The organism is Nostoc sp. DedQUE12b (genome assembly GCF_034530835.1).
In the GTDB taxonomy this organism is placed as follows: domain Bacteria; phylum Cyanobacteriota; class Cyanobacteriia; order Cyanobacteriales; family Nostocaceae; genus Nostoc.
This window is the reverse complement of record NZ_JAVRCI010000001.1, coordinates 85130-100443: the sequence shown is the minus strand read 5'-3', so window position 1 is coordinate 100443 and position 15314 is coordinate 85130. Positions and strand designations below refer to the sequence as shown.

The window sequence follows — 15314 nt, the reverse complement described above, 5'->3', positions numbered from 1 at the left end:
ATCGTAAACCTCAGACAAGGAGACTGTGTGCCCCTGAGAGTTGAACTATATGTGGAGGAGTATTTTTATGAGTTGTCCCCGACAACATCTCTAAAGAATGCCGAGACTAATGATCGAATTACCCCTGAAACTTGGGAAAACTGGTTTAATCACTGGTTGGAAATACTTCAGCCTCAGATTCCCCCAGCGCCAAGTTATGAAATCGGGCTGCGTTTGACAGATGATTCCCAAATTCAAGAACTGAATGCTCAATATCGTCAGCAAAATAAGCCGACAGATGTTTTAGCCTTTGCAGCTTTGGAGGTGGATTTTCCTCAAAGCAAAGAAATGCTTGCCTCTATCCCATTATACTTAGGTGATATTATTGTGTCTGTAGATACGGCACAACGCCAAGCTCAACAACAGGAACATAGCTTACCAACTGAGCTAGCCTGGTTAGCTGCTCACGGTTTATTGCATCTGTTAGGCTGGGATCATCCTGATGAAAAAAGTTTGGAGCGAATGTTAAAACAGCAAGTGATATTGCTGAATACAATCGGTATTGCTATTGACATGGAATAGCAGTAGCTTATGTATGCCTTAATGTCAATTTTGGGTAATACTTTTATAATACTTCTGTGGAAAATTGCCTAAAGATTGCCTCAAAGTTAATTCTGCCATTAAGATCGGCGAATATTCCCACTGTAGCAACTCTGTTCTTGTGTTTTTAAGTCTATGTCCCAAAAAATTTCTCCATCACCAACGCCTACCTCGTTACAAACACTGGTGTCTAACGAACGGGAATTCTCCTGGAAAGTAGCCTCTAATTTATTTGTTAGTTTTAAATATGCCTGGGCTGGAATCAGCTATAGTTTTCAAACTCAACGTAATTTTCGCATCCACGTAAGTGTTTGTGCAATGGCGATCGCTTTAAGCGTTTTTTTGCATCTGCAAGCGGTAGAGATCGCGGTAATTGGTATAACTAGTGGTTTAGTTTTGGCATTAGAGTTACTAAATACAGCGATCGAGTCCGTTGTGGACTTAACCGTTAAGCAGACATACCATGATTTGGCAAAAATTGCTAAAGATTGTGCGGCTGGTGCAGTGCTTGTCTCTGCTTTCGTAGCGATGTTAGTGGCAGGTACGCTATTGCTTCCTCCTCTGGTAACGTTAATTATATCGGCTTTGTAGACGTGATTTGCGTAGGCGAGCATTTACCGCAGGCATTGCCAAGTGACTCACTAAGAGAATCACACTCTGTCCGAATCTCCTTTGCAGAATATATTTAAAATTTAAATCGTGCGATGTCTACGACGGGCTACGCCAAGGTGCCAAGCATCCTGGCTAAAGGATTACTTGGTAATCTTTAAAAAGTGGCCGCAGAGTAGCCGCTTTATACTTACGCGTCTACGTCAGCGTTATTTTTATACCTAATACCAATTCAAAAAATGTTTGCGACAGATAAGGCATTTAGGATGAAATCATAACCAGTCAACGATGCAATGGATGAAGCAGAGGTCGTTTACGATTTCGGCGCAAACGTGCCCAGTCTTGTCGGCACTTACCCCATCGCTGATTTTCATACCGAGGATGAAGTGCAAGAACTTGCTGCCGGACGTGCGATCGCCCTTACTGCCTACGCTGGGGATTTTAACCAACAACAGGCACTCTCTGCTGGATTTCAACAGCATGTGTCAAAACCAGTGGAACCAGAGGTGTTAGCCAGAGTGATCGCAAGTTTGCTCAGTCACACCAAGCGTTGAGCAGATGTCTTTTTGTCTAGTACCATCTTTCAACAAAACTTCTTCACACTCATAATAAAGTTGACTAAGATACTCATGGCAAAATTAATTCAGCGGTCTTAAGTCCCGAAGGTCAAGCGATCGCGATCGCCAATGTTAATAAAATTGCTTAGATATGGCAGCGTAATCATCCTGCACCGTAGATTCTGAAAGGAGATTAAGCCAAAGTTTGGCAAGTTACCTTCAGTCCTGACGGTAAAATGGTGGCTTCAGCCAGTAGTGATGATACCGTGAAACTGTGGACGGTTTATGGTAAGTTGCTGATAATCTTAGTTGGACACTGATCGTGAGAAAGAAAAACTTGCCGTCTCCAATAACTATACCAGTAGTTGGCAGCTTTTCTATAAATAACCTCTAAACAATCTGTTAAAAAATTTTCGTCAATTCACTTATGGCTAATAGCATTGATTTAACAGGAATGACCTTGCCTAATGCTATCAAATTAAAACTTGGATTTTCAGATGATGTAAATTTAGTTTCTTCAAGTTCAAGAAGTTATTTAGATTTTGACCATGATTTGCAGTTAGATTTAGACAAAACTTTTAGCATTCATAGTACAGTCCCATACATGAATGTGGCGCTTGATAGAATCATCGTTGAAGTATTTGGCAAACCTGAAATTAGAATATCTACACCAAAATATAAAATTTATAAAACTTCTCAAGAAGTTGAACTCAGCTTTAAAGGATTATTAAATAACCAAGATATTGAATTATTCTTTGGTAAACAAAGCACATTAAGATATAAATTAAATAAAGATTTCATTTTTATCAACTTAGATAGTAAACTTCCTATCATCAACGATTTAAAATTAAGCAACCCAGAGCTAATTCTCACTGATACTGAACATGAGTTTATACATTTAAAATTAGGTTCCATTAACTTAAGCAAAGGATTTAACTTTATTGGAAATATTGATTTCAATAATCTCCAGGCAAATTTCAGCAGTTTTATTCATCGAAGCTTAGGAATTGGGTGCTTAGGAGCGATAATTAGCTTTAATCCGGCAGGACAAGTTAGTTTAACAGGTAATATTGCAGGCGATATTCAGCTATTTTCCCAGCAACAATTTAAAGCTACTTTTAATAACTTGCTCATAGGGTTAAATATTGGGGCTGATTTAGAGCCGAACTTTGGATTAACTGGAAATTTGATTCTGCAAGGCTACGATCCCACCCAAGAAAAAGAACCTAAGTTATTTCTCTCTGGTAGTCTCTCTCTCGAACCCGAATCTTTAACAGCATACTTTTGCCAACAAGGTGAAAAATCTTGGTATAATCCCTATGGATTGGTAGGAACTGAACTTCGCAATATCAGGTTTCAAGGAGGCGGAACGTATTTACCTCCTTACTTTGATAACTTTGGCTTCATTGGTGATTTGAAATGGGAGAAAACAGACCTTGAGGTAGCTTTTTTGATGGACACTAATGATCCTGAAAGATTAGCTTTAATTTTAAATCCCAAGCAATCGGTTAGCTTGATAGATTTGTGGCGGGGGCCAGTCGCTTCCTTTCTTAGCAAACAAGTAGGTTATTCAACCGATTTAGTTAAGAAAGCACTAGGGCTTTTAGAAAGCTTAGTGAACTTAAACATCGAATCAATTGATGGGGATGGAGACGGAAAAATCAATCCTTTAATTAAGTATGTTCCTTTTCCAACAATAATTGCGGCTCAAGCGATATCAGAAGGTTTAGAAATTAATGGCAAAATTAATGCTTGGGGGCATGAGGCAATCTTAATCCTTCAAGGAGATAAAACTTTTAATAATATCTCTGGTTCATTAAAAGTTCTGGAAATTGATTTAGGATTTCTAAAAATTAAGGGAACGGATGACGATAGTTTAGATTTATCTTTAAAGGTAACGCCTAGTGAACAGTATCTTCAGGGAGATGGTTATCTAGAAATTCTTGACAACGAAATTGCGAATGTTGAATTTAAAATTACTCCTAGCAATACTACCTTTAAAAACTTTGATCTGAGTTTAGGCAATCTGTTAAGTATTGATGTTGATGCCCTGAGTATCGATATAAAATCTGGTATTGGTAGTGGTTTAGGAACAATTTCAGTTTTTGGGAATACCCTAGCTGGCATTATGTTTGATGTTACTCAAAATAGTGTCAATCTGAGGGATGTTCGGCTGAGTATAGCAGGTTTTTTGACTTTGACTATTCCGAACCTCACAGTTAATTTGAAGAATCAAAGTGCAACAGGAACAGCAAATATTATTGCTTTTAATCAATCTTTGGGTAGCGGCACTTTATCATTTAACACTCAGAACGTTTCAATTAATGATGTAGCTCTTAATTTAGGCAATATTATAAAGCTCAATGTTCCGAGTTTTAAACTTGATTTAACTAATAAAAAGGTTTTTGGTTTAGGCGATGTTACTCTCTTAGGCAAACAATTCACCGCGTTAGGTATCAGCCTGAACGAGAGCGGATTTCAAGCTACAAGTAATTTCAATTTTGGCATTTTAGCTTTTAACGGCGCTACAGTCACTCTCAGCAAAGAAGCTAATGGTAATATCAATAATTTTGCCAGTATTGCCGGAAGTCTCAAGTTTGTAGGCTACACCTTTGCCAATATCACGGCTAGCGTTAATAGCAGCAAATTAATTGCATCCGGTAGTTTTAATTTTGGTGGTATTTTAATACTTAAAGGAGCAAATAATCGAAGTAATGCGACAATAACGCTTAACAGACCAAAAAATGGACTGTACAATTGGGTTAGTATTATGGGTAGCTTTTACGTGTTGGGTCAAGAGTTAACATCGCTCACTATCCACCATAATAATAGTATTTTAAAAATTTTAGGTATGCACATTATCAGAAAACCAAACCATTCAAAAAGAATACATAAGTGAGCTAAAAACGAGTTAAATTCAAGTTATAGTTAGTCTTAGTTACACTAAACTAGGTTAGCAAAAATAAATTTTGCAAGCTCTAAGCTTTTTATGCATAAGATTAATGTTATTTATATTAATAAATATTGTAAATTAATTTCAATAAGTCTACTACCAAAATACAGAATCGTAATAACTTATACAGACTTAATACTTTATCTAGATTTTTTAAGTTAATATTACAAGCATGAAAAAAGTATTAATTGATTTTTATACCAGCAATTTTCTGATTTTTGTCACTTATTAAAAACTTTAATTTATCAATTTCAATAATTTCATAATTCTCTGTTATAAATATAGAGTATATGCTAGCTATCATATCTGCTAAATCTACTCTAGATAATATCAGTAATTGCAAATTGAAAAATGATTTAGGAACAGTTTTAACAATTAAACATAATCTTCTATCATTTACGTGCCATACACCAGTAAATTTATTACCCGTGATAAATTCGCTAGGTTTAGATAAAAGAAACGTTTGAATTCTAGTTTGCTCATAAGTCATATTATCTTTAAATTCAATAGAAATTTTTTCCCAATTTGTATTAAAACGCCATTTTCCAAAAAGTAAAATTTCTATTTCTGTATCAGATAAATTCATATTATTCATTGGCTTTCTCCCCTATTATTAAATAATGTGCGATTTCTTCATGTTAAAGTTTCATGACAAGTTTTGGCACGAGTAAAAAATAAATGCATCTGCCATACTAGCCAAGATCCAACTCGCCAAGCTGCCATTGACAGGGGGGTTGTAGATGAATGTGGGGGTATGTCTAATATATTTTGGTCATAATGTAACCATTTAACTGGTAGATGTCCCATCGGTGTCGTCGGGGATAATTTAAAAGTTAGCTGGTCGTAATTTAACCAATTTCCCTCTTTTCGCCAACCCAGGCGATCGCCAAGTCTTTTTTCTGTTTCATAATCTATTTGACCGCCTATTTCGTCCCAAATACTTTGCTGAACACTAAAGCCAAAGTAACCATGACTGTATTGTTGCCAAAGTTGATCAATTTTATGAAAAGCTTGACATGAAAAGTTAAGAATATCTTCTTTATAAACTTCATTCCAATCATTCTTGCCCATGACTTGTAGCATTAATTTAGTTGTTTCAATATCAGCTTCTTGCCACTTGTACTGTGTAAGAAGGTTTTGCAATTTACTATAATCAATATTCCAATTACTTTTAAATTCTGTAGCAAACTCAATATCAGTATTATTAGGTTGTTCAGCCAATGCTATTCTTTCGATACAAAGTTGAGCATAAGGAGAAACAATATCTCCTTCTTCTATCCCTAGCACTTTCTTTTGAGCAACCAGTTGAGTAGACATATAATTAGATATTAGGTAAATCGCTTGATTTAAAGTTATCTCATTTTTACTAAAATCAAAGTTATGAACCTGAAAATCTAATAATTGTGACTGAAAAAAAGCATCTTGCAGTCTATCTTTTTTATCATAACTTGCTACTAGTAAATTTAGGATGTCATGAGACATAGTACTAGTGTCTTGTATGCTTAATAAATCAACTTGAGAATTTAAAGTACTACTTGCTAAATTTTGGATTTCTCCTACAATTGCGTAAAAATCTGCATCTACTTTTACGACATCATCTATTAAAGATTGAAACGGACTAAAGTAATCTTGTAGAGACTTTTCTAAATTAATTGCTGTTTCAGCTATTTTTGCGATTTCTTGACGAATTTTTGTAGCTCTGACTTGGTATTCATAAATTTCTTGATACACCTCTATATCTTTAAGTATTTTCTGAATAGCTTGCTTTTGATTTTTGGTATCTTTCGCTAAATTTTTAATCCCTTCACTGAGTAGCTTTACTTTTTCTAATATTAATAAGTTAGTATCACTTAACAGCAATATAGATTTTAAATTTTCTTCTTCTTCCCATTTTAACTTATCAATTATTTGAGGATTTGTATGATTTTTTATCTCTAACTTATTTCTTTCTTCATTTACTTTTCTAACTTCATCATATTTTTGGTTAAATAGATTTTTCCAGTCATCTATAAATTTTAATAAAAAGTTTTGATAACTATTTTTATAATCTTCTAAAAAGTCCAGAAGTTGAATATAGTCTTTAATTAATAATTTAACATCTACTAAAGTTTCTCCTTGACTGATTTCTTTTTTCCATTTGATTATTCCCCAAAAATAAGAATTATATTTAGTACCTTCTTTAATTAAGCTTTGGCATTTTCTAATTTTCCTTTGAACTTTTTTGAGTTTTGGGTTTTTTAAAGTAGGAAATTTGTAATGTGTTTCATAAATCGTAATAGATTCATAAGTAACTAATTGTTTTTGCTTTCTAGTTAGCATCACTTGTTTTTAAATATACAAATAGTTACGAAAGTCTAACCCATTTCAATACCTCTGGGTTTTTATTATAGTGGTAGGTTACACCATTCTTAGTAGTCACAGGCTTTTCTTGACTAGCTTTGCTTCTGATGGTAGTAAGAGAATAGTCTGTTAATGTCTGAAGCTCTTTATGAGAAAGCCCTATAATTGTAGCGTTCACTGCTGATTCTGGTTTGATTTTGAGTTCATTTTTCGGGTAAATATCTATCGTAATTTGCTGCTTTTCAACTGGTTTAACAACAATCCCTTTTTGCAATTGATAATCTGGCATAGAAACAAGTTGCCAATTAGATTCTTGTGAAAGTTCTAACACCCATTGATGATAATTAAATAAGCTTTCTCGATGACCAACGCTGATAAAAGTTGTTTTCGTTGATTGTAACTGTTGATATAGATTACTTTCGTTATTTAAATCTAAAGCACTCGTTGCTTCATCTAAGATAGTGAAACTAGGGTGTGTAATTAATAGTCGTGCAAAAGCGAGGCGTTGTTGTTCTCCTAACGACAATATATTTTCCCAAGGAACTTCAGTATCAAAGCCATTTACGCGGGTAAGTAAGTGTTGCAGGTTAACTTGTTGCAGCATCTGTTCAAGTTCACGATCGCTCATTTTCTTATCTGTGTGAGGATAGAGCAACTGTTGGCGCAAAGACCCTAAAATAATATAAGGGCGTTGGGGTAAGAATAATACTTCTTTTAGGGGAGGACGCACTAGACGACCAGTTCCCGCATTCCACAAACCAGCGATCGCTCTCAACAAAGAACTTTTACCCCTACCACTAGGGCCAACAATCAATAACCCTTCACCTGGCCCAACAGCAACTGACAAATTTTCAACAATCACCTGTTCATAATTTGGTGTTTGTAAAGTGACATTCTCAAAAGCTAAACGTTCTTCTTCTAGAATTTGAATAGTACTGGCGTTCTCTGGTTGTTTACTAGCAGCCTGTAGCGCATCTGAAAACTCTGCTAAACGCTTTACATAACCAGAAAATCGCCCTGAAATCCCAAACTCGGCTATTAGTTCTCCTAAAGCATTAGAAAACATAAAGCAAGCAAAACTAGCTTGGTTAATTTGTCCATAATCAATTTGATCCTGAAGAAATAAAGGTGTAAGAATAAACATCGAGAATACGCTAATGGCAGACTGATATGCTCTACCAAAAGCGTCTTGTCCCCTCTCTAAATTCAGCCTGGTTTCAGCAGTGTTTAAAACATTATTAAATCGGCGCTTAATTATATTGAATTCTTCATCTTCTCCCTGAAAAAAAGCGATCGATTCAGCGTGATTACGAACATGAGTTAAGCAATATGCAAAATCTGCTTTAAATGCAATTTCTTCTTGGTTAACTTTATTTATTCCTTGATTCAAGTAAACAGCTATTAAATTACCTACAAGTGTATAAATAACTAAATAAATTGCGATTTGTGAAGAAACTATCCATATAATTATCAAAGCGCTTCCCATTTCTAAAGATTTTTCTAGTAAAGAAGAAGAGAATCTCAAGCCAATACTAGTAATGGGTTCTATTTCTTGGGATAAGCGTTGGTCTGGATTATCTATATCAGATTTAAAATTGATTTTATAATAAGCTTGATTGCTTAAATATTTTTCTAAAACATGAAGATTGAGCCATTTGTACCAGTCAAGAATTATTTTTTTTCTAACATATCTCAAAAGAGTTACTAACAAGACCATCCCGACAATAATGACACTGGACAGCCATAAAGTAGTATTATATTTTTCAAGGTCTCTCTGTTCAATAACGATATCAATTACATAGCGATTCCAGTAACTATTTGCAGCATTTGCACCGACAATTACGACTATTAATAATACTAAGAGAATGAGCATTACCCATGAGCGAATCACATCTGAAAATGCTCTTCCTTCTGCTTTTGTTGGATACCAATAAGGCCCGGCAACTACTTTCACATCCTGCCAAAATTGAATCAAGGCTGAAAAAGGATTTGTTGTGTTTTGCTCACGCACAGATGGAGTTTGCATATTCTAAAAATGTAGCCGTTACTAATTATGCTAGGAATTTTGAAATGACCTTTGAGAATTAAGTTAAACTCAGAGGCCATTTTTCCTTTTAGAGAATGTCTGAAAACTTTTATGGTGTTGTATTCGAGATTTGTAAATCCCCCTAAATTCCCCTTTTTAAGGCTACGGTGTATACACAAGTCTGAAATAGTTTACTCACCTGGTTTTTCGCGTCAGTTTTACCCCACCCTAACCCTCCCCGTATGTATTGGGGAGGGAACTAGATTTCTTGTTTCCCACCAATGCATCGGGGGGATTAAGGGGGGTAAATTGACTTGTGTGTACACGCCAGCTACTCTGTCAGCATTAAAGCAGGGTAGCGACTGGCGTGGGGCTAGGGGGGATCAAATCGAATCCACTAGGTTAATGGTTCGTCATCAACAATTTCGACTGTTCTCGGAAAAGGGCCTTGGTCAGGCTCAGTAACGACTACTGGGCTAATATGATGTTTCAGTTTGAGTTTTAACTCATCTGAAATGGGCAATTCTTGAATTTCTTTAAGAAGAAATCTGACAGATTCAGTTTTGCTACGTTCTGTATAGACGAGCTTGAGAATGTTTTCAATTCCAAATCCCGCTATATATTCCCCTAGAACGGCTACTAGCCCAAGCAAGCCTAAACCTCCTAAGAGACCTAAAGGCCCGCCCAGCGTTGAAAGCATAGCGACAACGGCAGCGACATTACCCCCTGATGCACCCGTTGCTATCACGAAAAGTATGCCGGGAAGCCCTAAACCAGAAATTTTTTTGACGAGTTCATCCATTGTATTTACCTACAATCCTTATAAAGTGGAAACATGACTAAGAGAGTCATTACTAATTTCTTTTGTGAAGAAATTAAAAATCTTACATCTTGCACCAGTTAGTTGGTGCAAGATGTAAGAAATCTGATTTAGCCCAACAAAAGACTACACAGTTCATCAATTTGTTGACTCTTGTTAGATATTAGTCGATGGCCTATAGCTTGTAACTGACGAGTATTTTGGAGTTTGGTATTATCTATTTCTTCTAGTTCACTATCTAACAATGTTTGAAAGCGAAAATAAAAACTTTGAGCTTCTTGATCGCTAGGTTCAAACAACTGTTCTAATTCTCCAGCTACCACTTCACTACTACCGTCAAATATAATATTTAAAAGTGGTCTTCCCCATTGTAAGAGTCCCCAATTTTTGACTTCTTTATAAGGGTAGACACTCGTCAGCGAACCTGTACCTAAAGAAACTACTAAAATATCTTCTGTATTGAGGACTTTTTGTGATTTTCGTTTACTACTAATTTGTGCTTCTAAAATAGCTAAATGGGCTGGATTATTAGCAAATACTCCACCATCGATTAAAGTATAGGCAATGCCGCTATTATGGGGGTTTACAATCCGATGAGGAGCAAAATAAGTGGGAGTAGCACTAGTTGCCAATGCTGCATCTTGGAGCGAAAAACCCCCACATAACTTACAAAAATTCTTAGATTCTATTTGCTGCTTTTCTATTTTGTTTGTAAAAAATATCGGAATTCGCTGCTCGATATCGTAACTCGTTACAAAAACTTCTTTGAGATTATTTTCTAGAGGGGCGTTACCAAAATATTGCTTTAAAATTTCTTCTTTGCTTTCGGAAGGATATTTGGGCTGGAGAAATATATCCTCTAACGGGCCAAGTAGTCTTTCAAACAACGGCTCATAAAATATTTCCACCCCATACTCAATAAATAGCTGTAGGAGATCCTCAGCAGTGTATTCAGCTACTGGCAAGTTATCAGATACATCGGAACTTAATCGTGGTTTAGTTAGTCCAAGTGCTAAAATTCCGCCGCTTGAAGTGCCAGCAATTAAATCAAACAAACTGAATATAGGCTTTTGTGTCCGCCTTTCAATTTCTGCTAGGAGTAATGCAGGAATAATGCCCCGAATACCGCCTCCATCAATGGAAAGTATTTTATATTTGGGACGGGCTTTTGTATTCATGGTTTCTGGCGATTCCTCCTGAGTTAATATTTGTGCTTGTTGGATATTGACGGGATCTTCAGTTTGGTCTGTTTTGGTTTCCTCGTCATGAGCGATCGCAGTTGGAATAATCTCGGATTCTTCGCTGTTTGTTTCTGTCTGTTGAATTTCCTTTGGTTGGTTTTCGTCGTCGCTTACTAACGATACCGTTGCTGCTAATAAATTTGTAGTTAGTGGTGAGATATTTTCTTCAGGAATAACTGCTATCTCAGTTTGGATCTCTTCTTGAATATCTTCTTGATTGGATGATTCTAGTGCAAATGGAACTGGATTTGATGATTGTGTTGCGAATGGAATTTCTGCTAAAGTCCAAATAGGATTACCACGAAAGTTTCCTTGATAGGACTTTCCAGTTTGGTTTTTGACAGTTGTACCTTGCCCTTCGTCTAATTTCCAGTAAGCCACTAATCCTGATTCATCTCCGGCTATTAGCCCACAACGATGAGTCTGGATTTGTGCTTGAGTACAGGGATAATTCCAAACACTAATGTTTGCTAATTGTCCTTTGAAATAGACTTGTTTGTGTAACGTTGCTCCCAGAGTTGTAGAACTTGTGGCTTTGTTTAAAGATGAACCTCTAAGAGAATCGTTGTATTCGCGATCATCAAGATATACGGTTAGTTTACCACTATTAAAAATAATAGCAAAAAAGTGCCATTCTCCTATAGTTAATTCTCCTTGCCCAAAGGTTTTGATATTTTTGCTAACACTTTCATCAATGTAGACATCTAGGCTTCCTGTTTCACTGATGCCGAATTCAAAATTATCGCTGTATCTCTCTGAAGAACGGGCAAAAAATACATTGCGCGTCCCGTAACTAGTGGCTTTATTTGTTAGTTCATGTGGATTTACCCATCCAGAAACCGTAAAAGCTGAACTCCCTTGAGCGAAAACGCCGCCAATATCATTTCTGCCAAAATCTATATAATCATTTACCCCATCAAATGTTAAAACTGTTTGTGTATTTACTAGGTTTATCACAAGGATTTAATCTCCAAATATCAATAAATCGTACTTTTAAATAAAGAATTTAAGATTAACAAACTTAATAGTGAAATTTTACTAACACCTTTCAAAATAGAAGATAATAAAAATATACAAAACTCAATACCCTAATTTTTATTAGTCAGTAATACTTCTGCGATCGCTTGCGAAATGGGGTAGTGTGGTGGATATATCTCCATCCAAAAAAATTCCCCGACTGGGTTAACTTCGAGGAATACATGGCGACCATCGGGGGTGACAATAATATCAATTGCTCCATAGTTTAAGCCAAAATAAGCCATCAGTTCGAGCAGTTTTTTCTCAATATCTTCTGGCAAATCGTAGGGTTGCCAATTTTTAACTAAGGCTCTCCCCTCTTTGCGCCAATCGTAAGTAGATCCTTCTAAGCTTTGGGAATCTACTGCGGCAGTAAATACGCGGTGTCCAACAATAGTTGTCCGCAATTCCAGCGCCTTAGGTACATTTTCCTGAAAGGTCATCGGACAAAAACGCAGTCCTTCCATATTCTCCAGATCGTCACTTGTAACTGGAGTCGTAAACACAACGTTTTCTCGCCCCTGCTGATCATAAATAGCAAAGGAAGAAAGCATCTTGGTAACTATACCTTGCTTACACTCTTGAGCAAATTGCTTAACTGTTTCTGGATTATTTGAAGTCAGAGTGCGTGGAGTTACAAGACCAACTTCTCGTGCAACTTGCAATTGTAGTTGCTTATTATTAGCCCGATCCACATTGGACATTCGATCGAAGTGGAATCCGTGAAGGCTGGCAATCATTCCCCTGACTGTGGCGCGACATTCGTTAATTGACGCATCTCTGTATTGCTTGTCCATTGAGTCGGGGATTTTTTGTCCGTAGCGCATCCGCCGATACCAAACTGAGGAGACTTCACTCAAATCTAGCTTCTGTTCGCCATCAGTAATAATTACTCGTTCAGTATCGCTGCAGTAAATATCTAGCTTGATTTCAGTGGGATATCTGTCTGTGTCAAACCGAAATGCTTTTTCTCCTCTAGCCTCAATTTCTTTGATGACTAGAGGAATGCTTTCGTTATCTTTACTAAACGTGATTATTAATACGGTCATAAAAAGTATGAAGTGTGAAGTATGTAGACACCTTTTGGGTGGCTTGCCGCAGGCTAATATCAAATATTGAATTTTTGATTATTCATTCTTTCTTTGAAGTAGGGCATCTGCGATCGCACTTGCAATCGGTAAGTCTAAATCCTTTTCGAGCATTCCCCACTCCCCCACAGGGTTGATTTCCAAAAAGACGTATTCGCCTGATGGTGTGACGATGAAATCTAAGGCTCCAAACAACAGCCCAAATTTCCCCATAAAGGCTTTGAGACGACGAATTATTTCATCAGGAAGCTGGTGATGTTGCCATGCGCCAACCTCAACACCAGGTTTACGCCAATCAACTTTGGCTGCTGCATACACATCTGCATTTAGCGCCCCCACAAATACATTACCATTCACATACACTACCCGTAATTCCTGTTGCTTTGGAATTTGCTCTTGAAAAACCATTGGGCAATAACGCAGTGACTCGGCATCTTGTAAGTCTTCTTCTTTGACGATGCTGGTGTACAGAAAAAACGAAGAGTTAGCTTCCATACTGCGAGAAAGAGCAGTTAAGAGCTTGCTTACCATTTTGCCGTTGACTTGCCCGAAAAACTCTCGTGCTGCTTGGGCTTTGTTGGTAACAAGAGTCTGGGGAATAACAAAGCCTACTTCAGACGCAATCCGTAGTTGACGCAGCTTGTTACTTGCATAATCTATCCGCTCTAAATTATCTACCCAACAAGCTCCCTTTAGGCTGTCCCAAAAACTATCTAAAGTTGCAAGTGATTCTCTAATGCAAGCTTCTCGGAACTTTGGCGCTAATTCTTGACTCAGTTGTGGTTCCCAAATGCGGCGCATCCATACAGCTTGAACCTGCTCTGTGCTGATAGATTGGTTGTTATATTCTATAGCGTGGTAGCTTTTAGACTTATCAAAATGTGCTGTTAATTGCACTTCTAGAGGAAATTTATCAGTATCTAGACGAAATGGTTGCACCCCTTTTTTTGATAAGGCTTCTGCCACTCTATCTATTGTAAAGAAATCACCACTGTGGGTGATTAATAAAACAACATCACGAGACAGGTGCATATATTTTTTTGATATTTTTAGGAGGCAGCTATTAAGCAATAGCTAACAAATTGCTTTTTATAACTTAACTTTTTTAAAAAATTTAGTGAGCTAGAAAAAGCAATGACCTCCATGTTATGGATAAGTAATATGAAAACGCCCACCATAGGCGATCGCTCTGCGCCATCACGTTTATATGAGTAGTTGATAACTGCTACTCTATTAAATGATGATTCAGCCAATTACAAGCTATCTTTCCGATTATAAAGGTACTTTCAGATGCAGAAGACTAAATTATTTATCTTCCAAATCCGAAGGATACTTATAAGTCCAAGGAACATCTGTTCCTTCAGTAGCTTGCTCTTCCAAGAAACGCGCAAAGAATGGTACCGCTACAACATCCACTGTTTTGACTGTGTTTATAGGCATAGAGTTTCCTTAAAAAATTTAACTTGTTTTTCAACTTAAATGTATATCATTAATTAAATATATTTTCAAGGTTAGTTAAGACAGTTATGAGATTAAGGCAGTTAGGAAAGTTAAGAAATTTAAGAAAGTTAAGCGGGCAGTTAAGAAAAAATATTTAATAATTAATATTAAATGATCAATATTAAACTATAACTAGAATAAGAGATGAATTCAGCAAAATCTTTATCTGGTATAATTTGCAAGAAACTATTTTTTTAGTAATCTTTTTTTAAATTTCTTAAATTTCTTAAATTTCTTAAATTAATTCTTTTAAAGGTTGTTGCATTTTATCTAGAAAAATGAGATTATGCTCTGATTGAAATTAGAAGTATGCTAATTTAAAGAAAGCAAGTTAGTTTAAATGATAAATTATAAAATAGTCTTTACTCAAAAAAAGTAAAGTCATCGTCATACCAGGAGTTAGTTATGCCGCGATCGCAGCCACTCTTACAGCGTTGGCAACTCCGTTTGGCATCGTAGGAGGTATAAAGATGTTTGGTCTAATAACGGTTGTAGGAAATACTCCAATGGGACACGGAATTAAAGCCATTATTAAGGCTATTTATGCAAATGTAGCAAGACTAAATCAGTAAGGTTTATTATCA

The 15314-nt window shown here is 36.3% G+C and carries 13 protein-coding genes and 1 pseudogene; 5 read left to right on the top strand and 9 right to left on the bottom strand.

Annotation, left to right across the window (positions count from 1 at the left end; all coding sequences use genetic code 11):
- Positions 1-72: 72 nt before the first annotated feature.
- From ybeY to RMY16_RS00225, 5 genes and pseudogenes are all read left to right on the top strand, one after another.
- Positions 73-561 (top strand): rRNA maturation RNase YbeY, encoded by a 489-nt coding sequence (gene ybeY, locus RMY16_RS00240; protein WP_416211635.1) that lies wholly within the window; start codon positions 73-75, stop codon positions 559-561.
- A 153-nt stretch (positions 562-714) separates the two neighbouring features.
- The gene (locus RMY16_RS00235; protein ID WP_094350436.1) at positions 715-1170 is read left to right on the top strand and encodes a diacylglycerol kinase family protein; all 456 of its coding nucleotides are present in this window, start codon (positions 715-717) and stop codon (positions 1168-1170) included.
- A 311-nt stretch (positions 1171-1481) separates the two neighbouring features.
- Complete coding sequence (locus RMY16_RS00230) at positions 1482-1742, top strand: hypothetical protein (protein ID WP_322734676.1); 261 nt, start codon at positions 1482-1484, stop codon at positions 1740-1742.
- 215 nt (positions 1743-1957) lie between these two features.
- Positions 1958-2065, top strand: a pseudogene (locus RMY16_RS32950) (hypothetical protein); the annotation flags it as partial.
- A gap of 107 nt (positions 2066-2172) precedes the next feature.
- Positions 2173-4644 (top strand): hypothetical protein, encoded by a 2472-nt coding sequence (locus tag RMY16_RS00225; protein ID WP_322734675.1) that lies wholly within the window; start codon positions 2173-2175, stop codon positions 4642-4644.
- A 238-nt stretch (positions 4645-4882) separates the two neighbouring features.
- Here the strand turns inward: RMY16_RS00225 and RMY16_RS00220 are convergent, their stop codons facing one another.
- The 9 genes from RMY16_RS00220 to RMY16_RS00180 form a co-directional block, all read right to left on the bottom strand.
- Positions 4883-5293: a hypothetical protein gene (locus RMY16_RS00220; RefSeq protein WP_322734674.1), complete on the bottom strand. Its 411-nt coding sequence runs from the start codon at positions 5291-5293 to the stop codon at positions 4883-4885.
- Positions 5294-5331: 38 nt separating this feature from the next.
- Positions 5332-7017 (bottom strand): GUN4 domain-containing protein, encoded by a 1686-nt coding sequence (locus tag RMY16_RS00215; RefSeq protein WP_322734673.1) that lies wholly within the window; start codon positions 7015-7017, stop codon positions 5332-5334.
- A 25-nt stretch (positions 7018-7042) separates the two neighbouring features.
- Positions 7043-9064 carry an ABC transporter ATP-binding protein/permease gene (locus tag RMY16_RS00210; RefSeq protein ID WP_322734672.1) on the bottom strand — a complete coding sequence of 674 codons (2022 nt, stop codon included), beginning with the start codon at positions 9062-9064 and terminating at the stop codon, positions 7043-7045.
- Positions 9065-9461: 397 nt separating this feature from the next.
- Complete coding sequence (locus RMY16_RS00205; protein WP_322648170.1) at positions 9462-9866, bottom strand: hypothetical protein; 405 nt, start codon at positions 9864-9866, stop codon at positions 9462-9464.
- A gap of 128 nt (positions 9867-9994) precedes the next feature.
- On the bottom strand, positions 9995-12082 hold the full coding sequence (locus tag RMY16_RS00200; protein WP_322734671.1) for a patatin-like phospholipase family protein: 2088 nt from the start codon (positions 12080-12082) through the stop codon (positions 9995-9997).
- Positions 12083-12213: 131 nt separating this feature from the next.
- Positions 12214-13191 (bottom strand): MvdD family ATP-grasp ribosomal peptide maturase, encoded by a 978-nt coding sequence (locus tag RMY16_RS00195; protein WP_322734670.1) that lies wholly within the window; start codon positions 13189-13191, stop codon positions 12214-12216.
- Between the two features lie 78 nt (positions 13192-13269).
- A complete protein-coding gene (locus tag RMY16_RS00190) occupies positions 13270-14262 on the bottom strand; it encodes an MvdC family ATP-grasp ribosomal peptide maturase (RefSeq protein WP_322734669.1) in 993 nt (330 codons plus the stop codon).
- 273 nt (positions 14263-14535) lie between these two features.
- Positions 14536-14670, bottom strand: a complete 135-nt coding sequence (locus RMY16_RS00185) for a microviridin/marinostatin family tricyclic proteinase inhibitor (protein ID WP_322734668.1) — start codon at positions 14668-14670, stop codon at positions 14536-14538.
- 463 nt (positions 14671-15133) lie between these two features.
- Positions 15134-15259, bottom strand: a complete 126-nt coding sequence (locus tag RMY16_RS00180) for a hypothetical protein (RefSeq protein WP_322734667.1) — start codon at positions 15257-15259, stop codon at positions 15134-15136.
- Between the last annotated feature and the right edge of the window lie 55 nt (positions 15260-15314).

Coding starts and splice junctions, on each gene's coding strand:
- RMY16_RS00235 (WP_094350436.1), top strand. CDS start 715: ATGTCCCAAAAAATTTCTCCATCACCAACGCCTACCTCGTTACAAACA.
- RMY16_RS00230 (WP_322734676.1), top strand. CDS start 1,482: ATGGATGAAGCAGAGGTCGTTTACGATTTCGGCGCAAACGTGCCCAGT.
- RMY16_RS00225 (WP_322734675.1), top strand. CDS start 2,173: ATGGCTAATAGCATTGATTTAACAGGAATGACCTTGCCTAATGCTATC.
- RMY16_RS00220 (WP_322734674.1), bottom strand. CDS start 5,293: ATGAATAATATGAATTTATCTGATACAGAAATAGAAATTTTACTTTTT.
- RMY16_RS00215 (WP_322734673.1), bottom strand. CDS start 7,017: ATGCTAACTAGAAAGCAAAAACAATTAGTTACTTATGAATCTATTACG.
- RMY16_RS00210 (WP_322734672.1), bottom strand. CDS start 9,064: ATGCAAACTCCATCTGTGCGTGAGCAAAACACAACAAATCCTTTTTCA.
- RMY16_RS00205 (WP_322648170.1), bottom strand. CDS start 9,866: ATGGATGAACTCGTCAAAAAAATTTCTGGTTTAGGGCTTCCCGGCATA.
- RMY16_RS00195 (WP_322734670.1), bottom strand. CDS start 13,191: ATGACCGTATTAATAATCACGTTTAGTAAAGATAACGAAAGCATTCCT.
- RMY16_RS00190 (WP_322734669.1), bottom strand. CDS start 14,262: ATGCACCTGTCTCGTGATGTTGTTTTATTAATCACCCACAGTGGTGAT.
- RMY16_RS00185 (WP_322734668.1), bottom strand. CDS start 14,670: ATGCCTATAAACACAGTCAAAACAGTGGATGTTGTAGCGGTACCATTC.
- RMY16_RS00180 (WP_322734667.1), bottom strand. CDS start 15,259: ATGGCTTTAATTCCGTGTCCCATTGGAGTATTTCCTACAACCGTTATT.